Origin of the sequence: Bacteroides sp. AM37-9 (genome assembly GCF_003603455.1) — a bacterium.
Classification (GTDB): Bacteria; Bacteroidota; Bacteroidia; order Bacteroidales; family Bacteroidaceae; genus Bacteroides; species Bacteroides xylanisolvens.
On sequence record NZ_QTNF01000004.1, the window covers coordinates 27,608 to 42,532 of the forward strand.

Consider the following 14,925-nt stretch of genomic DNA (forward strand, 5'->3'; position numbering starts at 1 on the left):
CACTCCGCAAAATAATCATTTAGCGACTATTCATCCAATCCTTCAATCGTGATGATTTTTCCATCAGCATCGTATTGCAGTTCACAGACTTTTAAGCTGCGAAGCCAGGTTTTCCCTTCGGAAGGTACGCAATCGTGATGGAACAGATACCATTTTCCTTTGAACTCAACAATAGCATGATGAGTAGTCCATCCCACTACCGGAGTCAGGATAACTCCCTGATAAGTAAATGGTCCGTATGGGTTGTCACCTATCGCGTAACAAAGTAGATGGGTATCGCCTGTAGAGTAAGAGAAATAATATTTCCCATTATACTTATGTACCCAGGAAGCTTCGAAGAAACGACGTTCTGTATCTCCTGCTGTCAGAGGTTTACCGTTTTCATCCAGAATGACTAACGGACGCGGTTCTTCCGCAAACTCCATCATATCATCACTCAAACGAACGACACGGGATGGCAAGGCCTCTTCCTTTCCTTCGGGTAAAATGGCTGATTCCAATGCTTTATTATTCCGGTAACGTTGAAGCTGTCCACCCCACAGTCCGCCAAAATACATATAATAATTACCATCTCCATCATTCCAAACAGCCGGATCAATGCTATAACTTCCTTTCATCGGGTTTGCTTCCGGAACAAAAGGTCCGTATGGTTTATCGCTCACAGCTACTCCGATACGGAATATGTCATTTTGGTCTTTCAATGGAAAATACATATAGTATTTGCCGTCTTTAAAAGCAACATCACAGTCCCAAAGCTGACGGCCTGCCCAAGGAATATCTCCCGTAGAAAGTACAACCCCATGGTCAGTAATCTCTCCATTCATTACATCATCCATAGAATACACATGGTAATCTTTCATATTGAAATGATCTCCATTATCATTCTCGGCAATACCACTCTCCCAATCATGCGAGGGATAAATGTAAAGTTTGCCATCAAACACGTGTACGGCAGGATCAGCCATATAATCACCGGGAACTAAATATCTTTTTTCTGTTTTCATGGTTTTATTCTTATTGCAACAGTTCTAAATTAATTTTATAAATGGGAATTTCTATTTCACCACAGAGGACACGGAGAACACAGAGGTTTAATCTTTTTATTCACTATAGAGTAACACAGAGTCTCACGTAATCGTATATTTATCGCTCTGTTTTACTTACGGAAAGAGAGAGAAGAACTCTGTATCCTCCGTGTCCTCTGTGGTGAAGTGAACTCCAAATGATCATTTCTGCATAGCCTCTTTTATAATCAAATCAACTACCGGCTTCGGCTGATGATTGCGGTCGAAAAGCAATGGATAATCCGTACGTCCTCTCATCGGCCAGTCGTTACGCCACGAATCCTGATCGGCTACTCCCCAAACTGTAACTCTTGTTATGATATCCTGATGTTTCAGGAACAGACGGAAGAAATCATTCATTCTCTCTGTCCATGCTTTTGATACTTCTTCCGGTAATCCGTCCGAATAAGGATTCATCTCTTTTTTATATTCAAAAGATGCCGAGACTTCCGCACCAACCTTGGGGTCGGGTGATGGCAATACAGTCAGATCCAATTCTGTTATCATTACCTTCACTCCCGCTCCGGCAAAGGCAAGCATACTTTCTTCAAACTCGCTGATTTTCGGATAGTCCATGCCGATGTGTCCTTGCATCCCCACCGCATCAATACGGATACCGCGTTTCTTCAAGTCTTTCACCATCTTCACAACCGCCGCTCTTCTGCCCGGTTGAGCCATTGAATAATCGTTATAATAAAGCTCTGCATCCGGATCGGCCTCGTGTGCATATTGAAAAGCCAATGGGATATATTCTTCACCTAGAATTTCATAAAACTTAGTCTTACGATATGCACCATTATCTTCAATCGCTTCATTCACCACATCCCAACCTTTAATACGGCCTTTGTAACGCTTCACAATAGTGGTGATATGATCTTTCATCCGTTTCTTCAATACTTCCGGAGACACATTTTTGCCATTCTCATCCACGCAGAACCAGGGAGAAAGCTGCGAATGCCAAATCAACGTATGTCCTGTGATTGCCAAATGATTTTTCTCTCCAAAAGCAACAAATTCATCTGCCTGTGTGAAATTATAACGGTTCTCCTTCGGATGCATTTCCTGACTTTTCATACAATTCTCTGCTACAATAGCATTAAATTGTTCCTGAATTACGCGCACTCCTGCCTTATCCTGACCGGATGCTTGTCGTGTATTCACTGCTGTTCCTATCAGGAATTTATCCTTCAAAGCTTCTTTCAAAGTCTTTGTTTCTTGTGCAAAAGCTACCGAAGTACTAGTTATCAGGGCTACAGCAGCCAACAAAGAAACTGCGGTTGTTCTTGTCGAAGTCTTCATATAGTCTATCTATTAGTTATAGTTATTAATCAATTGTTTTCCAGACGGCGTTTTGCCAAATCGTCCTGAATATGCTCATTCAACTTTTTAGAAATAGGATAAAAGAACAAAGCAATTACTCCTACAAAGAAAGTGATGGCAGGAATCACGCTGGATGTCAAACGGATACCGAAAATAGCGCTTTCCGTCTGCACTGTATTAGATACAAAACCGAACGAATCGACAATCGCACCGCAAATAGCTCCCCCTATACCTAGTCCGGCTTTCAGGGCAAAGACTACACCTGCAAATACAAACCCTGTCGCACGACGATGGTTCACCCATTCTGAATGATCGGCAACATCTCCCATCATTGCCCAAAGCAATGGAATAGTAGGTGCGTATGCCAAACTCTTCAAACAGTTAATAATAAAGATCATACTTATGTTTGTCGAATCTACCACAAAAAACAGGGCTGTAAAAAAGGCTGTCAGTGCCAGGCAGATCAAAAACACATTCCGCTTGCCAAAGATATTAGAAAGAAATCCGGAAAGCAATATTACACCCGCCAAAGTGATAACCTGCCCAATCATATTGAACAAACTGAAACCTACAGCAAACACATTACTATGATCGGGCTGCGCAATCAGTCCGAAAGCATCAAGGAAAGTGTGCCACATACCATAAGTTTCTCCTTCTATCCGTACTAATCCGAAGTTCTGCAAGAAATCAAAAAGGGCTGTTTTATCTACGAAATAATTAAAGTAGTAAGACATACTGCTGCCCCACATAGCCAATGTCGTAAACAAAAAGAGGGTTAGGATAAACATCGCTTTCCATGGACGGCTGCTTACGATATCTTTAAAATCCTGTTTCACGGAAGTTTTCTGACCTACAGGAGGCGTGATACGCTCTTTGGCAGAGAAGAATGTGATTACTAAAAGAACAACTCCGATAATGGCAAACAGGGTAATTGTCAGGAACCATCCACGTTGATCGTCTCCTTGCCCGAACTTGGAGACTAACGGCAAAGTAAGCCCCTGCACAACAAAAGTGGCGATTGTAGCTGTCACAAAACGGACGGACGAGATACTGGTACGTTCTTTGATGTCACTTGTCATCACACCGCCCAAAGAGGCATACGGGGTATTATTGAAGGAGTAAATAGACATTAATAAGGTATAAGTGATACCTGCATAAATAATCTTCCCACGCTCACTCAAATCGGGTGTCGTAAATGCCAGAATGAAGAATACGGCAAAAGGAATAGCTGTCCACAACAACCAGGGACGGTATTTACCCCAACGGGTATTGGTTCTGTCGGACAGGATACCTACCACCGGATCGACAAACGCATCGAAAATGCGTGCGACCAGCAATATCATACCTGCTGCTGTTGCTTTGATTCCAAACACATCTGTATAGAAGAAGAGTTGGAACATCATCATCATCTGAAAAATCAGGTTCGCCGAACCATCACCCAAGCTATAACCGATTTTCTCGGCCATCGACACTTTTTGAGTCTGTGTTTTCATGGTACTAATCTCTTTTTTAATTTATTTGACTCTTTGTTGAAAGACCGCCTGGGAAACACGTTGTCCCAACGTCTTTTTATCCAATGGATGAATATCATTCCATTCTCCTAAATCACCATTTTTAATTAGAGTGACATTTTTATTTGTATTGGCTACTTCTGCCTGCACTTTCCTGAATTCTGCCCAGGCAGCACGCCCTCCTTTATCTTCGGGTGAGAGGAAATCCGCCAGTTCAATCACATAGAAAGGCATATCAGGTCGATTCCAATGCTGTCTCCAATCCGCAATCATCGCCGTCAACAGGTCTTTATACTCATTTCTGCGAGACACATTCGATTCACCCTGATACCAGATAACACCGGATACCGTATAATTCAACAAAGGAGCAATCATAGCATTATAAAGTCCTACGGGTTTATAATGGAAAGCAGTCTGTCCCGGAGCAGCAGGCATGGGAGCGCCGAGGCGATATTTCCAATCACCTTCCAGACTAATCTCCGATTCTCCTTTTTCCGGCTGGCCTTTTCCGAAAAGTATCTTATAGGGTTTCTCTTTTACAAAATGAGGGAAACCGCCATAACTGAAAAGACGTATGGTTATCGTGTTTTTTCCAGCTTTCAACAATCCGGCGGGAATGGTATAGATACGTGGTGGATATTGATAAGAAACAGTTCCCACAAACGTACCATTTACATAGACGGAGTCTGCATCTACGATGCATCCCAGGCGAAGAGTTGCCTTCTCTCCCGCTTGTTGCCCGGACACTTGAAAATCTCTACGGAACCAATGGGAACCATTGATTGTATTCAATCCGTTAGTAGCCCAACCGGAAGCAAACAAATCAGTCGGTGTCCAATCACTGTCATCATAGCCGGCAGCATACCAAGGGATGGTTTCATGCATTCCTTTATCTCCCTGATACAGTGCTACATTCCAGGCACGGCTTTTCTTGCTCTCTTCTTTTTTCATTGATTCTACCAAGTCATCTGATTCGTAGATACGTTTTTCGTTCAGATAATAAGGAAAAGGTTTCAAACCTTCCTCACTGATCCACGCTTCTATCGGTGAACCTCCGACACTGGAGTTTATGATTCCTACCGGAACCTTTGTTTTCTGAAAGTAATCTTTAGCAAAGAAATAAACCAAAGCAGAGAAAGACATCACATTTTCAGGAGTCATAGCCTTCCAGAAGATTCCCGGAATATCTGTCTGCGGGGCATGAAAGTTATACAATAGAGGAGTTTTTATATAACGTACCATCGGATAATCATTGTCCGCAGATATTTCATCCCGAAAACGGTCTGTAACCCGTGAAACAGGTAATTCCATATTCGACTGACCGGAACATACCCAAACGTCACCCACAAGAATATCCTTCAACTCTATATCATTAATAATCATCGTGTAAGGACCACCAGCTTTCAAGGCAGGCAAGATCACTTTCCAGTTGCCTTGCGCATCGGCAACGGTCTTATATTTCTTTTTTTGAAAAGTTATACTAACAGTTTCATCAGGATCAGCCGTTCCCCAAATATTGACAGGCTCCCCACGTTGAAGCACCATTCCGTCGGAAACAAGAGCGGGAAGTTTAACCTTTGCTTCACCCAACAGAGCGAAGCAAAGGAACACAACTACTAACCCAACCTTATAAAACCAATACTTATTCATTATCCATCTTTTCTTTTATGTCTTTATTTCATAGTAATCCGGAAAGAAAAACACTCCATCCTGAATTCCACTTTGCAAACTTAGGAAGTTTCTCTCCGCTTACCCAAAGATTTTGATTCAAATCATTACTCGCTTGTTACATCATCGTTTACGTATGTTACAAATACTTGTCGTAATGTTACATCCAAATTAAGATTGCCGATGAATAGGAGGAAAATGAAGGATTTAGAAAGAACGGATTACAGTAGTTATTGTTATTCATTCTATCTATTTAAAGATGATAGAAATGCCGGCAACCAACGTTGAGTTGTTATATATGCTATAAATAAAAAGTGCCGACTAACCAGCCGGCACATGATTTCATTTGTTCCATTAGACTGAAACAGGTAGCCAGTCTACTGCATAAAAAACTTGAGTATCTCGGAATTGTAGTAAACAGAAAAAAACTACTTGTACATAATCAACGCAGACTGACCGGGAACAATCACCTCCGGTCCGGTTTGCGTACCCAATCCACGCACATCTATCACTCCATCTTTACATACTACCGTATATTTACCAACAGGAATTTCCAGTCGTGCAGGAGTCGTACGGGAATTAAAGGCTACGATAATATCTTCCCAGCTATCTCCATTCGCACGCTCTTTGAGGCGAAACGCAATCAGGTTTTGCCCTTCAACCGGAAGGAACTCCAGATGCTTCCGGACCATTTCTGCATTTCCCATACGGAAAGCCGGATGAGACTTACGAAGATCAATGAGTCGTTTATAGTACGTGAAAATATCTCCGTTTGTCGTTTTGCGTCTCCAGTCAATGGCATTGATGGCATCCGGACTCTTATAACTATTGTCTATCCCTTGTTTATCACGCATCACTTCTTCACCTGCATAGATAAAAGGAATTCCCTGTGAAGTTAAGACTACCGTTTGTGCCAGTTTATCAAGTCGAACCAACTGTTCGGGAGTAACTCCCGGCATACTTGCCTTCAATCGGTCTACAAGACACAAACCATCATGACAGGAAACATAACTAATCATCTGGGTAGGCTGTTCCGCCCACGGCTTCTGGCTATAGTTTACGGAATCACAACGTACTTGCGGATGCTTAATAGCTCCAACAATTCCGAATTTTACACTCATTTCTCCTCCCGGAACTCCGGCAAGAAAAGCTCCTTTCTCCTTTTTCCATACTGGTCCGCAAAGCCCGTCACGTAATTCGTCCGAGAATACCGCAATTCCGGGCATCTGGGAAATATTCCCTTTCATCGCCAATGAATCTGCCGGATATTGAGGAGCTTCAGCCGCCCAACCTTCTCCATAGATACAAATAGTAGGATCGACTTTGTTGACAGCCTTTCGAATCTCGTTCATTGTTTCAATATCATGCACCCCCATCAAGTCAAAGCGGAAGCCGTCAATATGATATTCTTTTATCCAATAAAGAACGGACTCTATCATGAACTTACGCATCATAGGCCGTTCACTTGCTGTTTCATTGCCACACCCTGAACCATTTGCCAATGTGCCATCCTCTTTCTGACGGTAAAAATAGCCGGGAACGGTACGTTCAAAATTACTTTCAAGTGTATTAAAAGTGTGATTGTAAACCACGTCCATTATCACGCGTATTCCAGCTCTATGCAACGCTTGTACCATCTGTTTGAACTCTTTCACGCGAACGGCAGGCTGATAAGGATCGGTTGAATAAGAACCATCCGGCACATTATAATTTACCGGATCATATCCCCAGTTATAGTGATTTTCATCTAATTTTGTTTCGTCGATAGAAGCATAATCAGAAGAAGGAAGAAGATGCACATGTGTCACTCCCAGCTCTACCAAATGATCGATACCTGTTGGCTGATTGCCGGAATTCACCGTCCCATGTTCAGTCAGTGCAAGGTATTTGCCTTTATTCTTTATTCCCGAAGTAGAGTCGACAGAGAAGTCACGATGATGCATTTCATAGATAATCATATCAGCAGGAGATTTCAGAGAAGGACGTCGGTCACTCTCCCACCCCTCCGGATTGGTAGTCTTCCAGTCGATGATAGCTGCACGCTTTCCGTTCACTCCTACAGCGTGAGCATTAATCCCCGGCGTGTCGCCCTGCCATTTATCGTTGATTTTTACATTGAAAGCATAGTATTTGCCAAGCAGATCCTTATCTACGGATGTCGTCCAGGTTCCATTCTCACCGAGTTCCATCTTTACTGTTTCGTAAGCATGTCCGCCTTCTCCGGCATCATAGAGCATCAGGCGCACCTCTTCTGCTGTTGGTGACCAAAGGAAAAATTTGGTTGCCAACGGCGTATATTCCATCTCTGTAAGGCTTCCCATACGAACCGGATATAATTCAAAAGAAGTATATTCCTTCTTCGTTGGGGAACAACTCATCACTGTTGTCACTGTAGTCACACCCAATATCGCTAAATAATTATTTCCTATCTTCATTCTAAACCTCCCCCTATGCTACACACCATATCTATCCCCCATAAAATTAAATGCTTTATTTCACCTTATCCGGATTCTTCGCTATAAAATCCTTCCAACTACTATACCCTTTTTCCATTGCCGGTCGCCCCATTTGCAGGAAATGACAATAAGCCGCTGCCAAACCATCTGTTGCATCCATAAAAGTAGGCATATCATCTTTTGAGAACCGTAGCATCCTTTGCAGCATATCCGCCACTTGTTCTTTTGATGCCTGCCCGTTTCCGGTGATAGCCATTTTTATCTTCAAAGGGGCATATTCGGTGATTGGAATATCCCGGCTCAACGCTACTGCCATTGCTACCCCTTGTGCACGCCCTAACTTCAACATCGATTGTACATTTTTTCCGAAGAAAGGTGCTTCAATAGCCAACTCATCCGGTAGATAACTTTCAATAATACTCAATACCCGTTCATGGATATGGCGAAGTTTCAGATAGTGATTGGCAAATTTACGCAAGTCGATAATCCCCATCGCAATCATTTCTGGTTTGGTTCCTCTCACTCTTAGAACCCCGTATCCCATGATTGTCGTACCGGGGTCAATTCCCAGGATTATCTTTTCTTTTACCGGTTGAATCACTCTATCACCTCCATCAAGGTCGGAAATCCGATCACTTTATCTTTAAATATTTTTACCAGTTCGTCATTCAATCGCACCCCCTGTTCCAAATGCCAGCGATGTAATAACCCACTGCTTTCTACCTCCCATTGCAAAGAATACGCACTTCCTTCTTCCCGATGACTCAATATCCGGCAAATACGCGGTGCCTTCAACGCACCGTGTTTCTGTACTTCAGGGATATAACTCTCTTTTATCCAAATCATGAAATTGTCGTGAACGTCATCGTCCACTTGAAAAGTTGTATTATAAATCAGCATATCTTAATTTCATACTATTATTTACCGCAAACATAGCAATTATTTCAGAATAATGCATTATATTTGCGGCAACAAAAAAGGATTCGTTTACAAACGTTATCATATAAGACAAAAAAGGGGCGTTAGCTCATCTGGCTAGAGCGTAACACTGGCAGTGTTAAGGTGATCGGTTCGAGTCCGATACGCTCCACTTTTTTCTCTCCCAACTTTGAACTTTAATAGTGTACTGGACATGAACATCACAAAATTTGCCACTATTCTTCTAATCATCCCATGCTTAATTTCCTGCTACGGAAACAAGTCTTCAAAAACAACACAATCAAACAATGCAGACTATGATATACGCCTCAATGATAGCATAGCAGCAGTAAACGCAATGCTAGAAGAAGGGAACGCTGATGGAGAAAAAATAAATGCTTTTTTAGACGCATATATATCTAGACATCCTAATTGTTTCAACAATGACATCCAAAGAAAAAAAGCAGGAAAAGAATTGCGTTCTTTGTTAGAAAAGGAACTTGAGAATAACCCTGATTTCCTTTCTGATATAGCAGTCAAATTCGCTTCTATGGATAAAGTTAAAAGTACCGATAATAAAGGATATAAATATCTTATATCCTTTACCTGTAGCAGCCTTCAAAAAACCGGAAAGTATAATATTTCTTTCAGAATTATAACGGCTTTAGATGAGGAAGAAGCCTCCAATCTTATTGATAATCAGAAGTATTATATTCAAGGAAAATTCATAAGTCTTTCCGAAAAGGAATCGATAAATATTAGACTAGATGTATTTGATGACAAAACAATTGAGATAGGGAGTATTTTTATCAAAGAACCTATCGTTACTCCGGCAAACTAAAGAAAAAAAGAAAAGGACCTTTACTCAAGGTCCTTTTTTATCACTTCGTCCATTTCTTTTATACGTTTCTCGCGGTCTTTAATAGGACCGTCTTTCTTGTCATTCTTGAATACGTCATCCGCACGGTCGGCAACCTCGCCGCTCCATTCTTCAAACTGGTCCTTGGCCGGACGGCCATTCGGTTCGATATTTTCTTCGGCTATCGAATCATGCCTGTTAATCATATCATCCATAAGTTCTCGTTTTAAAAGTTTATGGCTATAAGACAATACAAACGAAGAAAAGTTTTCTGTTTTAATGATTTTTGAAGAAATCAATCATGTTATTATACTATCAAAAGTACTCCAACATAATCAGGCTATTATAGAGTAAAGGTTGTTTCATCGGCGAGAAACTACAGTTCCATCGGTGAGAAACTATAGTTTCATCAGTAAGAAACTAATAGTTCCAAGCAAGAGAAACAAAAGTTTCAAGCCTACGAAACTGTAGTTTCAAGCCGCAGAACAAATAGTTTCAAGGCTTGAAACTATCAGTCACAAGGCAGATCCCGCCCCGTAAGTACAAGGGTAATAAATAGAATAGCCTATCTGCCTGTAGTTAATACTATTTAGGCAATGAAACTTCATCTGTGATTTTGACTTGATTCGGGTATGCACCTCTATCACACCTTTGTAGTGCGTTTATTTCTCCTTGGCTTTGCAGTGACAGCACTATTGCCGTCACAGTGCTGTCACCACGTTGCTGTCACGCCATTTACTTTTCATAATCAAACAGTTAAGTTGCAATCTGTGACAGATGACAGCAAATTTATTTTTTTTATTTATTAGAGAGAGGCTGCTGAATTCAAGTTATAAATGCAATATCTCTTTTTTATTAATCGGACTTTGAATACAAAGTTACTTATTTTTCCGATAAAGTTGCGGACGGAAAGGAATATAAAGAGTATAATTACTATCCGCCGGCTTTCCTCCCGCCAATGCAGGGGACCATTTCGGCATCCCTTTAACAATGCGGAGAGCCTCCTCTGCAAATTCCGGATGAGTGGAACGTAGAATATGAGGACGAAGGATAACCCCTTCCTTATCAATAGTAAACTCACATAAAGCATAACCCGAAACATTCTTCTCTAAAAGTCCTGCCGGATAAACCATTTCATTGGCAATATATTCTTCCGGACTCATCGCAGAGAAATGAGCAGGTTCTTCCACCTGCCTTCCGGAAAGCGTCTTTGCGCGGGGACCTACCGGATAAATTCCAACATACATCGGTTGTTTATAAGCATCCGGTTCTTCCTTACTACGCTGTTGCAATGCTTTCAATAAAGAAGCAGCCTCTTCCGCCAATGTCTGTTCCGAAATATTCTCTCCCCGAGATAACATATATGCCGACTGACAAACCAATACAAGACGTTCCATCAACGTTCCTTTTTCCGGCGACCATTTTCGTCCCATCCGCTCTTTGCCTTTTGCGTCTGTAGAAGAAAAGTAATAGACAATTCCATCTAAACCGGCCGTAGAACCATCCAGATCCTGCACCTGCTCTGTCACCAAACGAAAGATAGCCCCTAAAGACTGATACAGGGAAGCGCTAATGACAACCGATTTAGTATCCACCGTCACTGTCCCCTTCTCCGCCTGCCAATAGGTACGAGATAGTGTATTCGAAATCAGCGTATAACGCCCATTTTTCCTTTCTACCGACATTGCATACTCCGGCGAAAAAGAAGGGATAGCTGCGAAACGCGCGTATGGCTGTTTCTGAAAGCCAGTATTTAGTAAAGAAAACACACTACGGTAATATTCGCCTAACTCGCCTGTATAAGAAGAAAAAGGTTTCACCGGCTCCAAATAGTCAATCTGGGCCGCCAGGCGAAAAGAAAAGGTTAAAAGCAGAAGACAGAAAACAATCTTTTTCATAAGTTGCCGGATTTTCGGTACATATCGGCAACAAAGATACAAATTATTTCGATGGTTCGTGATAAAATTATATCTTTGCACGGTTTTTACTAAGAAACTGAATAACAATACATCGAAAATATGATAGCTAAGATTGAACAACTTCTGAAAGAGGTGGAAGCCTTACACGCCTCCAATGCCGAAGAACTCGAAGCTCTCCGCATCAAATACCTAAGTAAGAAGGGAGCCATTAACGACTTAATGGCAGATTTCCGTAATGTAGCTGCCGATCAGAAAAAAGAAGTCGGCATGAGACTGAATGAACTGAAAACAAAAGCGCAGGACAAAATCAACGCGCTGAAAGAATTGTTTGAAAGTCAGGACAATGATTGTGACGGATTGGATTTGACGCGTTCGGCTTATCCCGTGAAACTCGGTACACGCCACCCGCTCACCATTGTAAAGAACGAAATCATTGATATCTTTGCCCGCCTGGGATTCAGTATTGCCGAAGGTCCGGAAATTGAAGATGACTGGCATGTATTCTCGGCACTGAACTTTGCCGAAGATCATCCGGCACGCGATATGCAGGACACTTTCTTTATCGAAGCTCACCCGGACGTAGTATTGCGCACGCATACTTCTTCCGTACAGACCCGTGTGATGGAAACTTCACAACCTCCTATCCGCATCATCTGTCCGGGACGTGTGTATCGTAATGAAGCAATCAGCTATCGCGCACACTGTTTCTTCCATCAGGTAGAAGCGTTGTATGTAGACAAAAACGTATCGTTCACCGACTTGAAACAAGTATTGTTGCTTTTCGCTAAAGAAATGTTCGGCGCTGATACAAAGATTCGTCTGCGTCCGTCTTACTTCCCGTTCACTGAACCTAGTGCGGAAATGGACATCAGCTGTAATATCTGCGGCGGTAAAGGTTGTCCGTTCTGTAAACACACCGGCTGGGTAGAAATCCTCGGTTGCGGTATGGTAGACCCGAACGTACTTGAATCTAACGGTATAGACAGCAAAATATACAGCGGTTATGCTCTCGGTATGGGTATCGAACGTATCACAAATCTGAAATATCAGGTGAAAGACCTGCGTATGTTCTCTGAAAATGATACTCGCTTCCTGAAAGAATTCGAGAGCGCTTACTAAATTTAGATTTCACCACAGAGGACGCAGAGGACACAGAGTTTTTATTTCAGCCGTATCAACTACGACTCGTTTTTCATAGAAAGTCATTAGAAAGAAAAAACTCCGTGAGACTCTGCGTCCTCTGCGTCCTCTGTGGTGAAACAAATACATTCATTATGGCAAAGGATAGACTCATTACTCCCAGTTATTGTTTCATCTTGGCAGCCAACTTCCTGCTCTACTTCGGCTTTTGGTTGTTGATTCCTGTTTTGCCGTTCTATTTATCAGAATTCTTCCAAACTGGAAATTCCACTATTGGTATTGTACTTTCCTGCTATACAGTAGCCGCTCTCTGCATCCGTCCGTTTTCCGGTTATCTGCTCGACACGTTTGCCCGCAAACCTCTTTATCTGTTTGCTTACTTCATCTTTATGATGATGTTCGGTGGATATTTAATAGCCGGCTCCCTTACCTTATTTATTATATTCCGAATCATTCATGGCGTCTCTTTCGGAATGGTTACAGTAGGAGGAAACACGGTAGTGATAGACATTATGCCATCTTCCCGCCGTGGGGAAGGTTTAGGCTATTACGGGCTTACCAACAATACAGCTATGTCCATCGGGCCGATGTTCGGACTGTTTCTGCACGATGCAGGAGTCTCTTTTGCTACGATCTTCTGTTACGCATTCGGTTCCTGCATTTTAGGTTTCCTATGCGCCAGTCTGGTGAAAACGCCCTATAAACCTCCTGTGAAACGGGAACCGATTTCACTCGACCGTTTTATTTTGATGAAAGGACTGCCAGCCGGACTTAGCCTATTGTTACTTTCCATCCCTTACGGAATGACAACCAACTATGTCGCCATGTATGCCCGCCAAATAGGATTGAACACGCAAACCGGATTCTTCTTTACTTTTATGGCTGTCGGCATGGCAATCTCCCGCATCTTTTCGGGAAAACTGGTGGATCGCGGAAAGATAACACAAGTAATAATAGCCGGATTATACCTGGTTGTCTGCAGTTTCTTCCTGCTTTCAGCCTGTGTATATCTGATTCAATGGAATGATACTGTTTGCAACATCCTGTTTTTTGGCATCGCATTGTTGATGGGAGTCGGATTTGGAATCATGTTTCCGGCATTTAATACGTTGTTTGTCAACCTTGCCCCCAATAGCCAGCGGGGAACAGCCACTTCCACCTATCTTACCTCTTGGGACGTAGGAATCGGTATCGGTATGCTGACCGGTGGATATATCGCAGAAATTAGTACATTTGATAAGGCTTATCTTTTCGGAGCCTGCCTGACGGTAGTTTCCGCCCTCTATTTCAAACTAAAAGTGACACCTCATTACCATAAAAACAAGCTACGATGAGAAAGAAAGAACGTTATGAGAAAGTAATCGCCTGGTTTCAAGACAATGTACCTGTAGCCGAGACCGAACTGCATTACAACAATCCGTATGAGTTGCTGATCGCTGTTATTCTTTCTGCACAATGTACGGACAAACGGGTGAATATGATCACTCCCCCTTTGTATAAAGATTTTCCGACTCCGGAAGCACTGGCAGCCACTACGCCGGAAGTTATTTTCGAATATATACGAAGCGTGTCCTATCCGAACAATAAAGCCAAACATCTGGTCGGTATGGCAAAGATGCTGGTGAATGACTTCAATAGTCAGGTGCCCGACAATCTGGAAGACTTAGTAAAGCTACCCGGTGTAGGAAGAAAAACAGCCAATGTCATCCAGTCGGTTGTGTTTAATAAGGCTGCAATGGCGGTAGATACACACGTATTCCGTGTCAGCCATCGCATCGGACTGGTGCCGGATAGTTGCACTACCCCGTTCAGTGTGGAAAAAGAATTGGTGAAGAATATTCCGGAAAAACTAATACCGATTGCCCACCATTGGCTCATTCTGCATGGTCGTTATGTTTGTCAGGCACGCGCTCCCAAATGTGACACCTGTGGTTTGCAAATGATGTGCAAATATTTCTGTAACACCTATAAAGTTACAAAAGAGGAACCAAAAGCCAAGAATAAATAACGATTTAATAGCAAGGAACCGAAATAAATAGTAACTTTGCGGTCGTTCTAAAAGAAGAATTT

13 protein-coding genes and 1 tRNA gene are annotated in these 14,925 nt (G+C 42.3%); 5 read left to right on the forward strand and 9 right to left on the reverse strand.

The window, feature by feature from the left end; translation table 11 throughout:
• Window positions 1-26: 26 nt before the first annotated feature.
• The 7 genes from DW862_RS04000 to DW862_RS04030 form a co-directional block, all read right to left on the reverse strand.
• On the reverse strand, window positions 27-1,004 hold the full coding sequence (locus DW862_RS04000) for a glycoside hydrolase family 43 protein (RefSeq protein WP_120067322.1): 978 nt from the start codon (window positions 1,002-1,004) through the stop codon (window positions 27-29).
• 222 nt (window positions 1,005-1,226) lie between these two features.
• Window positions 1,227-2,363 carry an endo-1,4-beta-xylanase gene (locus DW862_RS04005; protein ID WP_117809710.1) on the reverse strand — a complete coding sequence of 379 codons (1,137 nt, stop codon included), beginning with the start codon at window positions 2,361-2,363 and terminating at the stop codon, window positions 1,227-1,229.
• Window positions 2,364-2,392: 29 nt separating this feature from the next.
• Window positions 2,393-3,877 carry an MFS transporter gene (locus tag DW862_RS04010; RefSeq protein WP_004312683.1) on the reverse strand — a complete coding sequence of 495 codons (1,485 nt, stop codon included), beginning with the start codon at window positions 3,875-3,877 and terminating at the stop codon, window positions 2,393-2,395.
• A 21-nt stretch (window positions 3,878-3,898) separates the two neighbouring features.
• Window positions 3,899-5,545 (reverse strand): sialate O-acetylesterase, encoded by a 1,647-nt coding sequence (locus DW862_RS04015; RefSeq protein ID WP_120067323.1) that lies wholly within the window; start codon window positions 5,543-5,545, stop codon window positions 3,899-3,901.
• Window positions 5,546-5,991: 446 nt separating this feature from the next.
• Window positions 5,992-7,998: a type I pullulanase gene (pulA, locus tag DW862_RS04020; RefSeq protein WP_120067324.1), complete on the reverse strand. Its 2,007-nt coding sequence runs from the start codon at window positions 7,996-7,998 to the stop codon at window positions 5,992-5,994.
• Between the two features lie 55 nt (window positions 7,999-8,053).
• Window positions 8,054-8,620, reverse strand: coding sequence for a crossover junction endodeoxyribonuclease RuvC (gene ruvC, locus DW862_RS04025; RefSeq protein ID WP_004312686.1), 567 nt, complete (start codon window positions 8,618-8,620; stop codon window positions 8,054-8,056).
• Window positions 8,617-8,919, reverse strand: coding sequence for a DUF4286 family protein (locus DW862_RS04030; RefSeq protein ID WP_004312687.1), 303 nt, complete (start codon window positions 8,917-8,919; stop codon window positions 8,617-8,619). The genes ruvC and DW862_RS04030 overlap by 4 nt, the downstream gene beginning before the upstream one ends.
• A gap of 116 nt (window positions 8,920-9,035) precedes the next feature.
• On the opposite strand from DW862_RS04030, the gene DW862_RS04035 reads away from it, so the two are divergent.
• Window positions 9,036-9,109: transfer RNA gene (locus DW862_RS04035), tRNA-Ala, on the forward strand.
• 42 nt (window positions 9,110-9,151) lie between these two features.
• Window positions 9,152-9,778, forward strand: coding sequence for a hypothetical protein (locus tag DW862_RS04040; protein ID WP_008026027.1), 627 nt, complete (start codon window positions 9,152-9,154; stop codon window positions 9,776-9,778).
• 20 nt (window positions 9,779-9,798) lie between these two features.
• Here the strand turns inward: DW862_RS04040 and DW862_RS04045 are convergent, their stop codons facing one another.
• Both DW862_RS04045 and DW862_RS04050 read right to left on the reverse strand, forming a co-directional pair.
• Window positions 9,799-10,011 (reverse strand): hypothetical protein, encoded by a 213-nt coding sequence (locus DW862_RS04045; protein WP_004312688.1) that lies wholly within the window; start codon window positions 10,009-10,011, stop codon window positions 9,799-9,801.
• 663 nt (window positions 10,012-10,674) lie between these two features.
• Entirely contained in the window at window positions 10,675-11,694 is a 1,020-nt protein-coding gene (locus DW862_RS04050; RefSeq protein ID WP_117809705.1) for an energy transducer TonB, read from the reverse strand.
• Between the two features lie 120 nt (window positions 11,695-11,814).
• Here DW862_RS04050 and pheS point away from each other — a divergent pair, with 120 nt between their 5' ends.
• The 3 genes from pheS (at window position 11,815) to nth (ending at window position 14,863) form a co-directional block, all read left to right on the forward strand.
• Window positions 11,815-12,834, forward strand: coding sequence for a phenylalanine--tRNA ligase subunit alpha (pheS, locus tag DW862_RS04055; RefSeq protein WP_120067325.1), 1,020 nt, complete (start codon window positions 11,815-11,817; stop codon window positions 12,832-12,834).
• A gap of 155 nt (window positions 12,835-12,989) precedes the next feature.
• Complete coding sequence (locus DW862_RS04060) at window positions 12,990-14,189, forward strand: MFS transporter (RefSeq protein ID WP_004314230.1); 1,200 nt, start codon at window positions 12,990-12,992, stop codon at window positions 14,187-14,189.
• Window positions 14,186-14,863: an endonuclease III gene (gene nth / locus DW862_RS04065; RefSeq protein WP_049703499.1), complete on the forward strand. Its 678-nt coding sequence runs from the start codon at window positions 14,186-14,188 to the stop codon at window positions 14,861-14,863. The genes DW862_RS04060 and nth overlap by 4 nt, the downstream gene beginning before the upstream one ends.
• Window positions 14,864-14,925: the final 62 nt, after the last annotated feature.

Coding starts and splice junctions, on each gene's coding strand:
- DW862_RS04000 (WP_120067322.1), bottom strand. CDS start 1,004: ATGAAAACAGAAAAAAGATATTTAGTTCCCGGTGATTATATGGCTGAT.
- DW862_RS04005 (WP_117809710.1), bottom strand. CDS start 2,363: ATGAAGACTTCGACAAGAACAACCGCAGTTTCTTTGTTGGCTGCTGTA.
- DW862_RS04010 (WP_004312683.1), bottom strand. CDS start 3,877: ATGAAAACACAGACTCAAAAAGTGTCGATGGCCGAGAAAATCGGTTAT.
- DW862_RS04015 (WP_120067323.1), bottom strand. CDS start 5,545: ATGAATAAGTATTGGTTTTATAAGGTTGGGTTAGTAGTTGTGTTCCTT.
- pulA (WP_120067324.1), bottom strand. CDS start 7,998: ATGAAGATAGGAAATAATTATTTAGCGATATTGGGTGTGACTACAGTG.
- DW862_RS04030 (WP_004312687.1), bottom strand. CDS start 8,919: ATGCTGATTTATAATACAACTTTTCAAGTGGACGATGACGTTCACGAC.
- DW862_RS04040 (WP_008026027.1), top strand. CDS start 9,152: ATGAACATCACAAAATTTGCCACTATTCTTCTAATCATCCCATGCTTA.
- DW862_RS04045 (WP_004312688.1), bottom strand. CDS start 10,011: ATGGATGATATGATTAACAGGCATGATTCGATAGCCGAAGAAAATATC.
- DW862_RS04050 (WP_117809705.1), bottom strand. CDS start 11,694: ATGAAAAAGATTGTTTTCTGTCTTCTGCTTTTAACCTTTTCTTTTCGC.
- pheS (WP_120067325.1), top strand. CDS start 11,815: ATGATAGCTAAGATTGAACAACTTCTGAAAGAGGTGGAAGCCTTACAC.
- DW862_RS04060 (WP_004314230.1), top strand. CDS start 12,990: ATGGCAAAGGATAGACTCATTACTCCCAGTTATTGTTTCATCTTGGCA.
- nth (WP_049703499.1), top strand. CDS start 14,186: ATGAGAAAGAAAGAACGTTATGAGAAAGTAATCGCCTGGTTTCAAGAC.